This is a genomic window from Rugamonas violacea, assembly GCF_016461825.1.
Taxonomy (GTDB): Bacteria; Pseudomonadota; Gammaproteobacteria; order Burkholderiales; family Burkholderiaceae_D; genus Rugamonas.
This window is the reverse complement of the sequence record NZ_JAEMNU010000037.1, coordinates 71,449-85,585: the sequence shown is the minus strand read 5'-3', so window position 1 is coordinate 85,585 and position 14,137 is coordinate 71,449. Positions and strand designations below refer to the sequence as shown.

The following is a 14,137-nucleotide window of genomic DNA, read 5'->3' as shown; positions in this document are numbered from 1 at the left end:
CCCCCCCCCCCCCCCGCGGCCGGCACGCGGCCGGCTTCCACAAAGTATATTACGGCGGCGCCGGGACGGCGCGCCGCAAGGTGGGATTTGGTGAGTTTTCGCCGCCCAAGTGCACAGCCGGCGCGGCGGTCCGCCGGCCGGCCGGGCCGGCCGGCGCTAGTCGGGCGTGTGGCCGATGCTCGGGTCGCGCTCGATCAGGTCGAGCAGGGCCGCCACCACCTCGGGGTCGAACTGCTTGCCGGCGCGCTCGCCGATGTAGCTCATCACCTCGGGGTGCGGCCACGGCTCCTTGTAGGGGCGCTCGTGCAGCAGCGAGTCGAACACGTCGACCACGGCGACGATGCGGGCCGAGATCGGGATGTTCTGGCCGGCCAGGGCGTTGGGGTAGCCGGCGCCGTCGAAGTGCTCGTGGTGGCCGCCGGCGATCTCGGCGCCGTAGGTCAGGTAGCTGACGCCGTCGACCATGTTGGCGGCCCGTTCGAGGATCGAGCGGCCCACCGCCGCGTGGGTCTGCATCTGCACCCGCTCCTCCGGCGTGTGGATGCCCGGCTTGAGCAGGATGTGGTCCGGCGTGGCGACCTTGCCGACGTCGTGCAGGATGCTGGCCAGGCCGATCATGTCGAGCAGTTGCGGGGTGATCTGCTCCTCGTAGGCGCCGCGCGCCTTCATGCGCTGCGCCAGTGCGGCCGACAGCTGCTGGACGCGGCGCACGTGGCCGCCGGTGCCGCTGTCGCGGAACTCGGCCAGGTCGGCCAGCGCCACCACGGTGGCCTCCTGCGCCTTGCGCAACTGGCCGAACATGTACAGGTTGTCGAAGGCGGCGGCGATGCGCTGGCAGAACACCTCGAGCAGGTCGCGCTGGATCTGCGCCAGCGGCCAGGGCGGCGTGACCGAGATGGCCACCTCGCGGTTCTCCTGGGTGTGGATGAACAACACGTTGGCCGGATGCTCGAACTGGCTCTTCTTCTCGGCGAAGGCCTTGGCGATGGTCGGCCACAGCGGGTGCCCGGCCGGCATCAGCTCGGCGTCGTTGAGCGAGGAATAGCCGCCGGTGGCGGCCACCACGGTGGTCACCCCGGTGTCGCCCTGCATCAGGCAGAGCACGCCGTCGGAGCCGACGTCGAGGATCGCCGACACCTGGTTCAGCACGCCGGAGGCGAACTCGCGCAGCGAATGGATCTGGTACAGATTGGTGGCGCCGGCGAGGATCTTGCCCAGGCCGATGCGGCTGCGCTCGAGCATGTTCAGGCTCTCGTAGGCGCGCAGCGCCGAGATCACCGTGGTGAACAGCTTCTGCGTGGTCAGCTCGGTCTTGGCCTTGTAGTCGTTGATGTCGTATTCGATGATGACGCGCTGCTCCGGCGCCTGGCCCGGCTGGCCGGTGCGCAGCACGACGCGGACGATGGCGTTGTGCAGCTCCTCGCGGATGCGGCGCGCCAGGATCAGGCCGGCGTCGTCGGTCTCCATCACCACGTCGAGCAGCACCAGGGCGATGTCGGGCGTGTCGCGCAGGATGTCGAAGGCCTCGCGCCCGCTGTGGGCCGAGAACAACTCCAGCTCGCGCCCCTTGAAGCTGACGTTGCGCAGCGCCAGCCGGGTGACGGCGTGGACGTCGACGTCGTCGTCGACGATCAGCACGCGCCACAACCGCTGGTCGGGCGCCGGCAGGCCGGCCGGCTTGGCCTCCTCCTCGTCCTCGTCGATCAGCCAGTTGTCGTCAGCGGTGGAATCGGTCATACGGTCTCCTGGGGGTGCGAACTCGGCTCTCGCCCGGCGGCTGCCTGCGACCGTCCTGAGCCTAGCATAATCAGATTCGCCCAGCGTGACAACCCCCTTCGCGGCCGTGCGCCGGGCCGCGCCGGCGGCGGCGGCGACAAAATGCAAAAAGCCCGTCGGCCGCGCTCGTCATCGGGCGCCGACTCTGCTACTCTTTGACGACACAGTGTCATGGTTGCGAGTCGCCGCCCGACTCACCGAACTACCACCGCCGCCCAAGCGCCCGGGCCGCGTGCCGGGGCACCCGCCCGGCGGTGTCTTTTTAACAAGGACCATACCATGCAAGAATCCACCAGCCACACCAGCACCCACGTCTCCGGCAATGAGATCGCCGGCCACGAATACCTCGCCTTCACCCTCGGCTCCGAGGAGTACGGCATCGACATCCTCAAGGTGCAGGAGATCCGCGGCTACGAGGCGGTCACCCGCATCGCCAACGCGCCGGCCTTCATCAAGGGCGTCATCAACCTGCGCGGCATCATCATCCCGGTGGTCGACATGCGCATCAAGTTCAACCTGGGCGAACCGGTGTACGACCAGTTCACCGTGGTCATCATCCTCAACATCGGCGGCCGCATCGTCGGCATGGTGGTCGACTCGGTGTCCGACGTGACCACCCTGACGCCCGAGCAGGTCAAGCCGGCGCCGGAGATGGGCAGCGCCTTCAGCACCGACTACCTGATCGGCCTGGGCACCATCGACGAGCGCATGCTGATCCTGGTCGACATCGACCGCCTGATGTCGAGCGCCGAGATGGGCCTGATCGACGCCCAGGCCGCCTGACGGCCCGCCCGCCCGCGCCACCGCCACCCCGGGAACCGCCATGCACCTCGCCCAAATGAAGATCAAGACCCGGCTGGCCGCCGGCTTCGGCCTGCTGGTGTTGATGATGTTGGTCACCAACGCCACCAGCATCGGCCGCTTCGGCTCGATCAGCGGCAGCACCAAGGCCATCGTCGAGCGCGACTGGCCCAGCGCCTCGGCCGCCGAGACCATCGACTCGGCGGCGCGCGAGGACGCGCGCCGCACCCTGGCGCTGTTCATCAGCGACAAGGCCCTGCGCGCCAAGAGCTACGAGCGGATCGACCAGGACAAGAAGGCCATCGACGCCGCCCTGGCCACGCTCGACAAGCTGACCGACTCGCCGGGCGAGCGTACGCTGCTGGGCAAGATCGGCGCCGCGCGCGCCGCCTACACCACCTCCTTCCTGAAGGTGGCCGACCTGGTCGAGGCCGACGACAAGGAGAAGGCGGCGGCGCTGATGAACAGCGAGACCTTCCCGGCGCTCGACGGCCTGCTCGAGCTGACCCAGGCCATGGTGGCGCAGCAGAAGACCGACATCGAGGACGGCGGCCGCCAGGCCACCGGCGACATCGACTTCTCGCGCCTGATGATGATCGCCATGGGCGTGGCGGCGCTGCTGGTGTCGGCCGCGCTGGCCTATTGGATCACCGCCTCGATCACCGGCCCGCTCAACGAGGCGGTGGCGATCGCCCAGTCGGTCGCCGCCGGCGACCTGACCACCCGCATCGAGACGCGCTCGCGCGACGAGACCGGCCTGCTGCTGGGCGCCCTGCGCGACATGAACGCCAGCCTGGCGCGCACCGTCGGCGAGGTGCGCCAGAGCACGGCCACCATCGCCACCGCCTCCGGCCAGATCGCCTCGGGCAACCTGGACCTGTCGGGCCGCACCGAGTCGCAGGCCAGCTCGCTGGAGCAGACCGCCAGCTCGATGGAGCAGCTGACCGGCACCGTCAAGCAGAACGCCGACAACGCGCGCCAGGCCAACCAACTGGTGATTTCGGCCTCGTCGGTGGCGCTGCGCGGCGGCGAGGTGGTGGCCCAGGTGGTGCAGACCATGGGCTCGATCAAGGACAGCTCGCGCAAGATCGCCGACATCATCGGCGTCATCGACGGCATCGCCTTCCAGACGAATATTTTGGCGCTCAACGCCGCCGTCGAGGCGGCCCGCGCCGGCGAGCAGGGCCGTGGCTTCGCCGTCGTCGCCGCCGAGGTGCGCGGCCTGGCGCAGCGCTCGGCCACGGCGGCCAAGGAGATCAAGGGGCTGATCGACGACTCGGTGGCCAAGGTCGACGGCGGCAGCGCCCTGGTCGACGAGGCCGGCCAGACCATGGGCCTGATCGTCACCTCGGTCAAGCAGGTGGCCGACATCATGGCCGAGATCACCTCGGCCAGCCAGGAGCAAAGCCTGGGCATCGAACAGGTCAACGAGGCCATCGCGCAGATGGACGAGATGACCCAGCAGAACGCGGCGTTGGTGGAACAGGCCGCCGCCGCCGCGCAGAGCATGCTCGACGAGGCCGGCACGCTGTCGCGTTCGGTCAGCATTTTCAAGCTGGCCGACGGCCAGGGCCAGGGCCAGAACCAGGGCGCGCCGGCGCAGGTGGCCCGCGCGGCGCCGGCGCAGGCGCCGCTGAGCGTGGTGACGGCGGCGGCGGCGCCCCGTCCGGCGCCGGCCAAGGCCAGGCCGGCGGCAACGCCCGCAGCCACAGCCACAGCCGCCGCGACGGCGGCCAAACCGAAGCTCAAGCCCAAGGCCAGCGCCGAGTCGGAGTGGGAGGAGTTCTAACCCGGGAAAAGAGTTGGATACCGCTGAGTTGAGCGAACCCGACGGCGTAAGGCCAGGGTCGGACCCGGCGGGTCCGATCCTAGATTTGCGCCGTCGGGTTTGCTTAAGCTAGCGTAGCGAGCAGAGGCGGGGCGCCAAGGCGGGGCACCAAGGCGGGGCACCAAGCCGCATCTCAGTTGCTGGCGGTGGCGGTCTTGCGCTGGCCCTCGCAGCCGGTCTGTTCGGCGCCGATGTCGAGGTTCTGGTAGCGGATCTCGTACTTGCCGCTGGACAGCTGGTCGACCAGCAACTTGTCGTGCGCCTGCACGAAGGCGTAGCGAACATTGGCGTGGCGCTCCATGTCGTAGACCTTGATGAAGACGGCCGAGGCGTTGCTGGCGTTGTCCAAGGTCAGTTGCATGTCCTCCCCCTTGTTACCGACCGGAAAACCGTCGATGTAGCCGGAGCGGGTCGGCCAGGGTTCGCCGTTGGGCGACATCAGCGTCTGGCTGGGCGCCTCGCAGTCGGCCGCCGCGCCCGGCAGCACCACCTGCGACAGCGCCACCACCTTGATCGGCGCCATCTTGGCCATGCCGGCCTCGCTGGAGTACGGCCGGCCCACGGCCCAGCCGTCGGGCGGCGCCTCGGCTTTCGGCTCGACGCGCAGCTCGGCGCGCGTCGGCGCCGCGCCGCGGCTCTCGGCGCGGGCGCCGCCGGCCAACTCCCCCTTGCCGTCCCAGGCCGAGACCAGCAGGGTGGCCACCTGGCGCGGCTCGGCCACCATCAGCGCGCCGCCGGTCCAGCCCAGGCCCAGGCACAAGCCCAGGCCGACCCACCACGGCCAGTTGCGCCGCCGTGGCCGCGGCATGCGCGCCTCGTCGTCGCCGTCGCTCCAGGCCTGCGCCGGTGCGTCGCCGCGCTGGCGCCCCTCCTCGTGGCGGGTGCTCTCAAGCCACTCGATCTCCCACTCCTCGGCGGCGATCCACTCGTCGTGCTCCTTGCGGCGCTGCTGGTCGGACAGGGTGCCGTAGGCGCTGTTGAGGATGGCCATGATGCGCGCAGCCTTCTCATCCCCCGGATTTTTGTCCGGATGGTATTTTTGGCTGAGCGCCTTGTAGGCGGCACGTATGACTTCCTGCGGCGCCATGCGCGACACCTTCAGGTTGTCATAGTGAGTGTGTATCTTTCCCATCGGTCCATTTAGTTTAACGAGCGCGCCGCGATCCGACCATCATAGCCGATCCCGGCCGGCAAAACGCAAAGTCGACATGCGCCATGTCATGGCGGTTTTGCCAACCATGCTTTTCAATCACAGTCGATGGCTGCGGTCGGCCACCAGCAACGCGGCCGGCAGCTCGACGCCCTTGCCCACCGCCAGCACCTTGAACAACTCGCCCATCTCGGCCGGCGACACCAGCTTTTGCAGCGCGTTGGCCTGCGGCAGATAACGCCGCGCGTCGGCCGGGTCGGTGCGCAGCAGCAGCTCGCCGATGCCGGCGCCGACCAGGAAGCCGGCCTGGTTCATATAGGCCAGCACGTCCAGCCCGGCGTCCTGCGCCGCCAGCGCCATCGCCGTGAAGTCGACGTGGGCGGTGATGTCTTGCAGGCCGGGCAGGTAAAACGGATCGGCGTGGGCGTGGTGGCGGTAGTGGCACATCAGCGTGCCGGCGGCGCGCTGGCCCAGGTAATACTCGTGCGCCGGGAAGCCGTAGTCGAACAGCAGCGCGGCGCCGCCCCCGCCGGCGCCCAGCATGCGCGCCAGCGAGGCCATGAAGCCGCAGGCCAGGCCGTGCACTTCGGTCACGTAGCCGACCGGCAGCGCCTGGTGTTCCGGGATCTGCCGTTCGATCTGCGCCAGCAGCGCGGCGTCGGCCGCCGCCTCGAGCCAGCCGAAGGCGCCGTCGCGCACCGTCACCTGCAACTCGCGCCAACCGTCCGGATGCTTGCTGACCAGCTGCACCGGCATGGCGTCGAGCACCTCGTTGCCCAGCACCGCGCCGGAGAAGGACGGCGGGAAGTCGTCCAGCCAGACCACTTGGGGGAAATCGCCCAGCGCCTGCTGCTGGCGGGCGCGCAGTTCGCCGGACAGTTCGACGATGGCGTACTGCTCGACGGCGACGCCGGCGGCGGCCAGTTCGGTCAGGATGTCGAGCGCCAGCTTGCCGGTGCCGGCGCCGAATTCGAGAATCCGTGGCGCGCTTTGCGCCATAATAGCGGCTGCGACATGCGCCAGCGCGGCCCCGAACAGGGTGCTCATCTCGGGCGCGGTTGTAAAATCGCCATCTTTACCCAGTTTCGCGGCACCGCCGCTGTAGTAGCCCAGGTCGGGCGCGTACAGGGCCAGCTCCATGAAGCGGGCGAAGGAAATGGCACCGGCGTGCCGCTCGATCTCGGCGGCGATCAACTGCTGCAGGGCGTGGGACGCGGCCAGCGCGTCGGGGGTGGGTGCGGGTAGGGACATACCGGCATTGTAGCCAATCGGCGCCGCCGACCGCCAGCGCCGCCGCCGGCCAACCAGGAAAAGACCAAAGTACATGACGACAGCAACACAACAATCCACCCCGGCCGCGCCGGCCGCAGCGACGCCGGTGGCGCCGGTGGCGCTGGTGACCGGCGCCGGCCGGCGCATCGGCCGCGCCATCGCGCTGGCCCTGGCGCACGCCGGCTGGGACGTGGCGGTGCACTACCGCAACGCCGAGGCCGAGGCGGCCGAGCTGGTCGCCGCCATCGCCGCGCTGGGCCGGCAAGCCGTCGCCCTGCAATGCGAGCTGGCCGACGAGGACGCCGTGCGCCAGTTGCTGCCGCGCGCCGCCGCCGCGCTGGGCCGGGTCAGCTGCGTGGTCAACAACGCCTCGCTGTTCGACTACGACAGCGCGGCCGACTTCACCCCGGCCCGGCTGGACCTGCACATGCGCGCCAACCTCAGCGCGCCCATCCTGCTGGCGCAGGCCCTGCACGCGGCCACGCCAGCCGGCCAGCAAGCCGTGGTGGTCAACCTGCTCGACCAAAAACTGTACAATCTCAATCCTGATTTTTTGTCGTACACGCTGTCCAAGGCCGCGCTGCACACCGCCACCACCCTGCTGGCCCAGGCGCTGGCGCCGACCGTGCGGGTGGTCGGCATCGCGCCGGGCATCAGCCTGGTGTCCGGCGAGCAAAGCGAGGCACAGTTCGCGGCGGCGCACCGGCGCACCCCGCTGGGCCGCTCCAGCACGCCGGAGGACATCGCCGCCAGCGTGGTCTACGTGGCCGGCGCCCGCGCGCTGACCGGCACCACCCTGCTGGTCGACGGCGGCCAGCACCTGACGCCGCTGAGCCGCGACGTGATGTTTTTGACTTGAGCCGCAGCAAACGACCGCACCGAATCCAACCGTATCCGTATCCCCGAAAAAAGGTAAAACCATGTTGTCCGCCCTCTACCACCCCCGCCTGTCCGACTGCCGCCGCCTGTTCCTGCGCAACTACGAAGTGCTGATCAACATCGGCGTGCACGACTTCGAGAAAAAGGGCGAGCAGCGCGTCCTGATCAACGTCGACCTGTACATCCCGCTGGCCGTGTCGACGCCGAAGGACGACCAGCTCGACGAGGTGGTCGACTACGACTTCATGCGCGAGACCATCGCCAAGCGCATGGCCCAGGGCCACGTGCAACTGCAGGAAAGCCTGTGCGACGACGTGGTGCGCGCCATGCTGGCCCACCCGCGCGTGCGCGCCGCCCGCGTCTCGACGATGAAGCCGGACGTGTATCCCGACTGCGAAGGCGTCGGCGTCGAGGTGTTCCAGATCAAGGACAACGTATGAACGCCGTCATCGAGAACCTGAACGACGGCGCGCCGGCCGCGCCGGTCGCCAGCGTCAAGTCGATGGAGAAGACCGCGCTGGAGAACAACAAGCTGCACAAGCGGCTGTGCCGCCTGGTCGGCCAGGCGATCGGCGATTTCAACATGATCGAGGACGGCGACAAGGTGATGGTCTGCCTGTCCGGCGGCAAGGACAGCTACGCCCTGCTCGACATTTTGATGACCTTGCGCGAGCGCGCGCCGATCGACTTCGAGATCATCGCCGTCAACCTGGACCAGAAGCAGCCGAACTTCCCCGACCACATCCTGCCGGCCTATCTGACCGAGCTGGGCGTCGCCTTCCACATCGAAAACCAGGACACCTACAGCATCGTCAAGCGCCTGATCCCCGAGGGCAAGACCACCTGCTCGCTGTGCTCGCGCCTGCGCCGTGGCATTTTGTACCGCGTCGCCGACGAGCTGGGCGCCACCAAGATCGCGCTGGGCCACCACCGCGACGACATCCTCGAAACCTTCTTCCTCAACATGTTCTTCGGCGGCAAGCTCAAAGGCATGCCGGCCAAGCTGGTGTCGGACGACGGCAAGCACGTGGTGATCCGGCCGCTGGCCTATGTGAAGGAGGAGGACAGCGAGCGCTACGCCGCCGTCAAGGGCTTCCCGATCATCCCGTGCGACCTGTGCGGCTCGCAGGAGAACCTGCAGCGCAAGCAGATCAAGGGTCTGATGCGCGACTGGGAGAAGAAGTTCCCCGGCCGCGTCGAAAGCATCTTCTCGGCGCTGTCGACGGTGGTGCCGAGCCATTTGATGGACCGCGACCTGTTCGGCTTCGCCGACATCAAGGCCGACGGCGTGGCCAACCCGCTGGGCGACATCGCCTTCGACGAAGAGCCCTGCGCGACGCCGACCACGCTGCCGGGCATGATCCCGTTGCAGCCGCTGTAACACCGGCGACGGCAAACGCAAAACCCCGGGGGCAAAAACCCCGGGGTCAGTGCCGACATTCGGACACGGCCTCAACCACAAGCCCTCGTTTCCCGGTCAAAGACCAAGACCTCCGCCAAGTGGAATCGTCGGTTTCCCGTCGAGCTCGTGTCCGAATGTCGGCACTGACCCCGCCGGGTTCTGACCCCGCCGGGTTCTGCCACCGCCTAATGCGCGGCGACGCGGGCGCGCAGCGCTTCGAGCATCTTGGGGATGCTGTCCTTGCTCATGCTGTCGACGATCCAGCCGAAACCCATCGGCACCGGGCCGGGGTCGGTGTAGACCAGGTAGCGCACCTCGGTCTTGCCGCGATCGGCCGCCAGCGGCGTCAACTGCCAGTAGCCGCTGGTGTCGGCGATGGTCTCGTCGGGCTTCAGGCCCTCGCTGGGCACCATCTTCCACGCCAGCTGGCAGCTTTGCGCGCCGACCTTCGGCTCCATCTTCAGTCGATATTTTTTGACCTTCCCCATCGGCAGCTTGAGCGTCAGGTCGAGCAGCGAGCTGTCGCCGGCGCCGGCGCCGACCTTGACCTTGTCGACATTGGGCATGAAGTTGGGGTAGTCGGCGAAGTCCTGGATCGCCGCGCACAAGGTGGCCAGCGGCGCGGCGATGACGGTGCCGGCGGCGAAGGTCTTGCCCGGCACGCCGCTCTTGCTGACGTCGAGCAGCGCCACCTTGTTGGCGGCCAGCGGCCCCAGGTCCGGCGGGGCGGGCGGCGCGGCCCGCGCCAGCGCGGCCGGCAGCAACAGCGCGGCCGCCGTCATCGTCATCGTCATCGTCTGCATATTCGCGGTGATTCTCATGCTTGCCTTTCTTATGGCGCTTCGACGCGGCGGCGGATCTCTTCGACGTCGACGCGCGCCAGATAGCGTTCAATATTTTTCCACATCGGATGGTAGCCGTAGCCGCCCTCCTTCAATTCGGCCAGCGCGCGCTCGCGGCTCCAGTCCTGGTACAGCATGCGGTACATCGCCACCATCAGGCCGGTGCGGTCGGCGCCGTGCTGGCAGTGCAGCAGCACCGGGCCGTCGCGCTCGGCGGCGCGGATGGCGCGCAGCGCGGCGACAACGTGGCGGTCGCCGATCTCCCAGGTGTTGACGGGCACGCGCACGGCGCGGATGCCGCTGTGTTCGAGCAGCGCCGTGTCGGCGTGGAAGGCGCGCAGGCTGACCACGGTGCGCACGCCGAGGGCGCGGATCTGCGCCAGGTCCTTGCCGCTCAAGGCGGCGCTGCGGTACAGGCTGGGCGTGACGCGGTACAGGTTGACGGCGCGGTCGACCGGCGTGGCCCAGTCGGCCGGACGGCTGGCCGGGGCCAGCTCGGCGCCCGACGCCGAGGCGGCCGGCTCGGCGGCCGGGGCCATGGCCAGCGCGCCGCTCGGCGCCAGTTGGGTCGCCAACGCAAACAGCAGCGGCGGGATCAATCGTTTCATGTCTTTCTCCGGTATGAAAACCACAATAGCAGACCACCAAGGCACAGCGAAACCCAGTAGTCGGTCGGCGCGCACCACAACCAGTGCTTGTGCCATTCAATCGATGCGGGGTCGAAGCGGGCCACGCCGTAGGCCGGGTTGAGGACAAACCACAGGTAGTCCTCGATGATCCAGAACAGCATGATACTGCCCAACACGCGCGCCTCCAGCCGCAGCGACCACTGTTGCATGAACAGCAGCGGGAAGTGGAAGAACAGCGCGACGAAGGGGAACACCCAGGCGTGGTAGCCGGTCATCGGCCGGCCACCCCAGAAAATATCCAGCAGCCAGTGGTGCTCGATGCGCCAGGTCGGCAGATTGGCGGCCCAGCCGGCCGCGCCCTCGATCTGGATCTCGACCTGGGCAAAGAACAGGCCGAGCAGCGCGACCCAGGCGACGGTCAGCGCGATCTGCCAGGGCTTGTTGGCCGCCACCATCAGGCGGCGGCCGCCACGCCGACGGCGGCGCCGGGCGCCGGGCCAAGGCCGCCGGCCGGCACGGCATCGGTCGCCGCGTTGGCGCCGGCCAGCACGTGCGCCAGCACGGCGTCGGCGGCGCCGGCGCGCCCCAGGGCGACGGCCTTGGCGCGCATCTCGGCCAACTTGGCGGGATGGGCCAGCAGGTGGCGCACACGGTATTCCAGCGTGACGCCGTCGAAGGCCTTCAGCGCGACGCCCTGTTCGAGCAGGTAGTCGGCGTTGCGCTCCTCCTGGCCGGGGATCGGCGAGTTGACGATCATCGGCAGGCCCATGGCCAGGCATTCGGAGGTGGTCAGGCCGCCCGGCTTGGTGATGACCAGGTCGGCGCAGGCCATCAGCCGTTCGACCTCGTTGGTGAAGCCCTGCGCCAGCAGGCGGCCGGGGTGGCGCGCGGCCAGCTGCTGCAGGGCGGCCAGGGCGGCGGCGTTCTTGCCGGCCAGGACGATCAACTGGAAGTCGCCGTCCAGCGCCAGCAGGCGGGCGGCGACGGTGTCCAGGCTGCCCAGGCCGGCGCCGCCGCCCATCAGCAGGATGGTGGTGCGGCGCGGGTCGAGGCCGAAGGCGGCCGCCGCCTGCTCGCGCGGCGGCGCCTGGGCGAAGGCCGGCATGATGGGGATGCCGGTGACGTGGATGCGGGCCTGGTCGATGCCCTGGTCGCGCATGCGGAACGCCACCTCGTCGTTGGCGGCGAAATAGCCGCTCATGTGCTCATGCACCCACATGCGGTGCAGGTCGAAGTCGGTGACCTGGACCCACACCGGGCAGGACAACTGGCCCTGGCGCAGCGCGCGCGAGAGGATCTCGGCCGGCAGGAAGTGGGTGCAGATGATGGCGTCGGGCTTGAAGGCTTCGACCTCGCGCAGCAGCGCGCGGGTGTTGAGCCGCTCGACACCGCGGCGCAGCCGCTGCATCGAACTGTCGGCCTGGGCCTCGTTGGTGATGTGATAGAGGTAGCCCCACAGCGCCGGCGCCTTGTTGACCAGCTTGATGTAGAAGTCGGTGTAGAGCTTGCGGAAGCCGGCGGTGACGTAGTTCATCACGTCGAGGTGGGTGGCGACGGCGGCGCCGCCGGCCAGCTTGCTGTGCGCCTCGATGGCCTGGGCCGCGCGCATGTGGCCGGCACCGGCCGATACGCTGAGCAGGAGGATTTTTTTCTGGGTCATGGCAGGCGGGGAGCGGCGTCCCGGTGGTGAAATATGGCGCAAAGAATAACATTGTTTGCGCCGGCGGGGGCCGGCCCGCCGCCTGCAGTGCCCGCCCTCCCCCGCGCCGTTACAGCACCTTGGCGCTGCGCATCACCGGATACAGATTGAAGCGTTCGTCCCACGAGGCGTGGCGGCGGGCGAAGAATTCCAGCCGGGCCTCCTGGCTGGCGGCGAAGGCCGGGTCGCTGGCCAGCTTTTGCTGGAAGGCGGCGGCCAGCGCCGGGTCGGCCGCCAACTGCTCGCGGGCGACGTCCTCGGCGACGTACTCCTCCATGTACTCCTTGCGCTCGAAGGCGGTGTTGAACTCGCCCCAGGCCAGCAGCGAGTCGGCGCCGCGCGGCTCGAACAGGGCCATCACCAGGCGCGCCTTGGGCTGGGCGATGGGAACGAACAGCGCGCCCCGCGCCACTTCGCGCCGCTCGCTCCTCCACTCGCCCTCCAGCGCCAGCGCCTGGCGGCCCTCGAAGGACAGGGCGCCGAACTTGGCCTGGTCGGCGCGAAAGGTCTCGACCTCGATTGGGCCGGGCGCCTGCGCCAGCAGCTTGAACTCGACGCCGTGCACGCGCAGGCGGGCGGCGACGCGCTCGGCCAGCGCGGCCGGCACCAGGTAGCCGCCGCGCGGCGCCGTCGCCAGCAGCTTGGGCACCACCTCGTCGCGCAGCGGCACGTGCCAGGTCTGCGGCGTGTTCTCGTCGTAGTGGGTCATCAGGCCGCCGGACACCTCGGACTGGCTGCGGGTGTAGGCGTAGCCGGGGAAGTCGATCATCGTGGTGCGGCCGGTGGTCTGGTAGCTGAGCGGCACGGCGCTGCCGGCCAGCGCGGCGGCGCGCAGGTCGGCGGCGCGGGTCTGCGCCTGCCACGCGCGGCCGTGCAGGGCGACCTGCGACAGCAGCGCGACGATGGTGTTGCGGGTGACGCCGACGCGGGTCGGGTAATCCTTCCACGAGTGGGTTTCGACCAGCATGGCGAAGCGGTTACGCAGCGGGAAGTAGCCGGTCGAGAAGCGCGGCGCGGCCATGCTGTCCTCGAAGCCGGACTGCGGCTCGTCGTTGACGGCGAAGGAGATGTAGAACGGTTTCGGATCGGAGCCGGCGCGCTTCAGGTCGGCCATCACGGCGTCGCGCAGCGCCACGCCGGAGCGCATCAACTCGGCGTCGCCGCCGTGCACCGGCTCGACCTGGATCGACACGTCGGGCTGGAACTTGGCGCCGTCGGTGACGTGCAGGTCGATATAGGCCAGCGGGTCCCAGGCGTTGACCAGGGCCAGCATGGCGCGCATCTCGGGCGCGTCGGCCTTGACGTAGTCGCGGTTCAAATTGTAGTTCTGCGCCGTGGTGCGCCAGCCCATGGCCACCGGGCCGCGCTGGTTGGGGCGGTTCCACTGGCCGAAGCGCTCGTGGCCGTCGATGTTGAAGACCGGGACGAACAGCAGCACCTGCTTATCCAGCGCGCCCGGCGCGGCCTGGCCGTCCAGCGCCTGGCGCAGCGCCAGGAAGCCGGCGTCCTTGCCGTCGATCTCGCCGGCGTGGATGCCGCCCTGCACCAGCAGCACCGGCAGGCCGCGCGCCTTGGCCTGGGCCGGCGTCAGCGCGCCGGTGCGCGAGACGGCCAGCGCCAGCATGGGCCGGCCCTCCGGCGTGCGGCCGAACTCGAAGCAGCGCACCGCCTTGGGATAGGCTTGCTGGAAGCGCGCGCACAACTGCTCCACCTCGGCGTAGCGGCCGGTGTGCTGGAAGCCGGAGCGTTCGGCGACGGTGCTCAGGTCGGGGGCGGCGTGGGCCAGCGGGGCGGCGCAGGCAAGGGCGAACAGCAGGGTGGAACGGTTCATGGGCAGGCTTCCAACGGTGGGTGGGAGG

General features: G+C 69.3%; 13 protein-coding genes. 5 read left to right on the top strand and 8 right to left on the bottom strand.

The window, feature by feature from the left end; all coding sequences use genetic code 11:
• Positions 1-156: 156 nt before the first annotated feature.
• Positions 157-1,737 (bottom strand): DUF3369 domain-containing protein, encoded by a 1,581-nt coding sequence (locus H7U20_RS08010; protein ID WP_199519069.1) that lies wholly within the window; start codon positions 1,735-1,737, stop codon positions 157-159.
• Between the two features lie 318 nt (positions 1,738-2,055).
• Between H7U20_RS08010 and H7U20_RS08005 the strand changes: the two genes are divergently transcribed.
• Together H7U20_RS08005 and H7U20_RS08000 are read left to right on the top strand one after the other, a co-directional pair.
• A complete protein-coding gene (locus H7U20_RS08005; RefSeq protein WP_199519068.1) occupies positions 2,056-2,559 on the top strand; it encodes a chemotaxis protein CheW in 504 nt (167 codons plus the stop codon).
• Between the two features lie 40 nt (positions 2,560-2,599).
• Positions 2,600-4,366 carry a methyl-accepting chemotaxis protein gene (locus H7U20_RS08000; RefSeq protein WP_199519067.1) on the top strand — a complete coding sequence of 589 codons (1,767 nt, stop codon included), beginning with the start codon at positions 2,600-2,602 and terminating at the stop codon, positions 4,364-4,366.
• Between the two features lie 172 nt (positions 4,367-4,538).
• Here the strand turns inward: H7U20_RS08000 and H7U20_RS07995 are convergent, their stop codons facing one another.
• Complete coding sequence (locus H7U20_RS07995; RefSeq protein ID WP_199519066.1) at positions 4,539-5,537, bottom strand: J domain-containing protein; 999 nt, start codon at positions 5,535-5,537, stop codon at positions 4,539-4,541.
• Positions 5,538-5,654: 117 nt separating this feature from the next.
• The gene (locus tag H7U20_RS07990; protein WP_199519065.1) at positions 5,655-6,806 is read right to left on the bottom strand and encodes a class I SAM-dependent methyltransferase; all 1,152 of its coding nucleotides are present in this window, start codon (positions 6,804-6,806) and stop codon (positions 5,655-5,657) included.
• A 73-nt stretch (positions 6,807-6,879) separates the two neighbouring features.
• Here H7U20_RS07990 and H7U20_RS07985 point away from each other — a divergent pair, with 73 nt between their 5' ends.
• The 3 genes from H7U20_RS07985 (at position 6,880) to ttcA (ending at position 9,087) form a co-directional block, all read left to right on the top strand.
• A complete protein-coding gene (locus tag H7U20_RS07985; RefSeq protein WP_199519064.1) occupies positions 6,880-7,686 on the top strand; it encodes an SDR family oxidoreductase in 807 nt (268 codons plus the stop codon).
• A 61-nt stretch (positions 7,687-7,747) separates the two neighbouring features.
• Positions 7,748-8,146, top strand: coding sequence for a dihydroneopterin aldolase (locus H7U20_RS07980; RefSeq protein WP_199519063.1), 399 nt, complete (start codon positions 7,748-7,750; stop codon positions 8,144-8,146).
• A complete protein-coding gene (ttcA, locus tag H7U20_RS07975; protein ID WP_199519062.1) occupies positions 8,143-9,087 on the top strand; it encodes a tRNA 2-thiocytidine(32) synthetase TtcA in 945 nt (314 codons plus the stop codon). Before H7U20_RS07980 ends, ttcA begins: the two co-directional genes overlap by 4 nt.
• A 206-nt stretch (positions 9,088-9,293) precedes the next feature.
• On the opposite strand, the gene H7U20_RS07970 is transcribed toward ttcA, so the two are convergent.
• The 5 genes from H7U20_RS07970 to H7U20_RS07950 all read right to left on the bottom strand — a co-directional run bounded on the left by H7U20_RS07970 (position 9,294) and on the right by H7U20_RS07950 (position 14,109).
• On the bottom strand, positions 9,294-9,929 hold the full coding sequence (locus tag H7U20_RS07970; protein WP_233410577.1) for an SRPBCC family protein: 636 nt from the start codon (positions 9,927-9,929) through the stop codon (positions 9,294-9,296).
• A gap of 11 nt (positions 9,930-9,940) precedes the next feature.
• Positions 9,941-10,558, bottom strand: a complete 618-nt coding sequence (locus H7U20_RS07965; RefSeq protein WP_233410576.1) for a tyrosine-protein phosphatase — start codon at positions 10,556-10,558, stop codon at positions 9,941-9,943.
• Positions 10,555-11,034: a hypothetical protein gene (locus tag H7U20_RS07960; RefSeq protein ID WP_199519061.1), complete on the bottom strand. Its 480-nt coding sequence runs from the start codon at positions 11,032-11,034 to the stop codon at positions 10,555-10,557. The genes H7U20_RS07965 and H7U20_RS07960 overlap by 4 nt, the downstream gene beginning before the upstream one ends.
• On the bottom strand, positions 11,034-12,239 hold the full coding sequence (locus H7U20_RS07955; RefSeq protein WP_199519060.1) for an MGDG synthase family glycosyltransferase: 1,206 nt from the start codon (positions 12,237-12,239) through the stop codon (positions 11,034-11,036). Before H7U20_RS07955 ends, H7U20_RS07960 begins: the two co-directional genes overlap by 1 nt.
• A 109-nt stretch (positions 12,240-12,348) precedes the next feature.
• Positions 12,349-14,109, bottom strand: a complete 1,761-nt coding sequence (locus H7U20_RS07950) for a M14 family metallopeptidase (protein WP_199519059.1) — start codon at positions 14,107-14,109, stop codon at positions 12,349-12,351.
• Positions 14,110-14,137: the final 28 nt, after the last annotated feature.

What these genes read in the sequence shown, in the direction of transcription:
- H7U20_RS07985 (WP_199519064.1), top strand. Translation starts at nt 6,880, where the DNA reads ATGACGACAGCAACACAACAATCCACCCCGGCCGCGCCGGCCGCAGCG.
- H7U20_RS08010 (WP_199519069.1), bottom strand. Translation starts at nt 1,737, where the DNA reads ATGACCGATTCCACCGCTGACGACAACTGGCTGATCGACGAGGACGAG.
- H7U20_RS07990 (WP_199519065.1), bottom strand. Translation starts at nt 6,806, where the DNA reads ATGTCCCTACCCGCACCCACCCCCGACGCGCTGGCCGCGTCCCACGCC.
- H7U20_RS07965 (WP_233410576.1), bottom strand. Translation starts at nt 10,558, where the DNA reads ATGAAACGATTGATCCCGCCGCTGCTGTTTGCGTTGGCGACCCAACTG.
- ttcA (WP_199519062.1), top strand. Translation starts at nt 8,143, where the DNA reads ATGAACGCCGTCATCGAGAACCTGAACGACGGCGCGCCGGCCGCGCCG.
- H7U20_RS07970 (WP_233410577.1), bottom strand. Translation starts at nt 9,929, where the DNA reads ATGAGAATCACCGCGAATATGCAGACGATGACGATGACGATGACGGCG.
- H7U20_RS07980 (WP_199519063.1), top strand. Translation starts at nt 7,748, where the DNA reads ATGTTGTCCGCCCTCTACCACCCCCGCCTGTCCGACTGCCGCCGCCTG.
- H7U20_RS07955 (WP_199519060.1), bottom strand. Translation starts at nt 12,239, where the DNA reads ATGACCCAGAAAAAAATCCTCCTGCTCAGCGTATCGGCCGGTGCCGGC.
- H7U20_RS08005 (WP_199519068.1), top strand. Translation starts at nt 2,056, where the DNA reads ATGCAAGAATCCACCAGCCACACCAGCACCCACGTCTCCGGCAATGAG.
- H7U20_RS08000 (WP_199519067.1), top strand. Translation starts at nt 2,600, where the DNA reads ATGCACCTCGCCCAAATGAAGATCAAGACCCGGCTGGCCGCCGGCTTC.
- H7U20_RS07950 (WP_199519059.1), bottom strand. Translation starts at nt 14,109, where the DNA reads ATGAACCGTTCCACCCTGCTGTTCGCCCTTGCCTGCGCCGCCCCGCTG.
- H7U20_RS07960 (WP_199519061.1), bottom strand. Translation starts at nt 11,034, where the DNA reads ATGGTGGCGGCCAACAAGCCCTGGCAGATCGCGCTGACCGTCGCCTGG.
- H7U20_RS07995 (WP_199519066.1), bottom strand. Translation starts at nt 5,537, where the DNA reads ATGGGAAAGATACACACTCACTATGACAACCTGAAGGTGTCGCGCATG.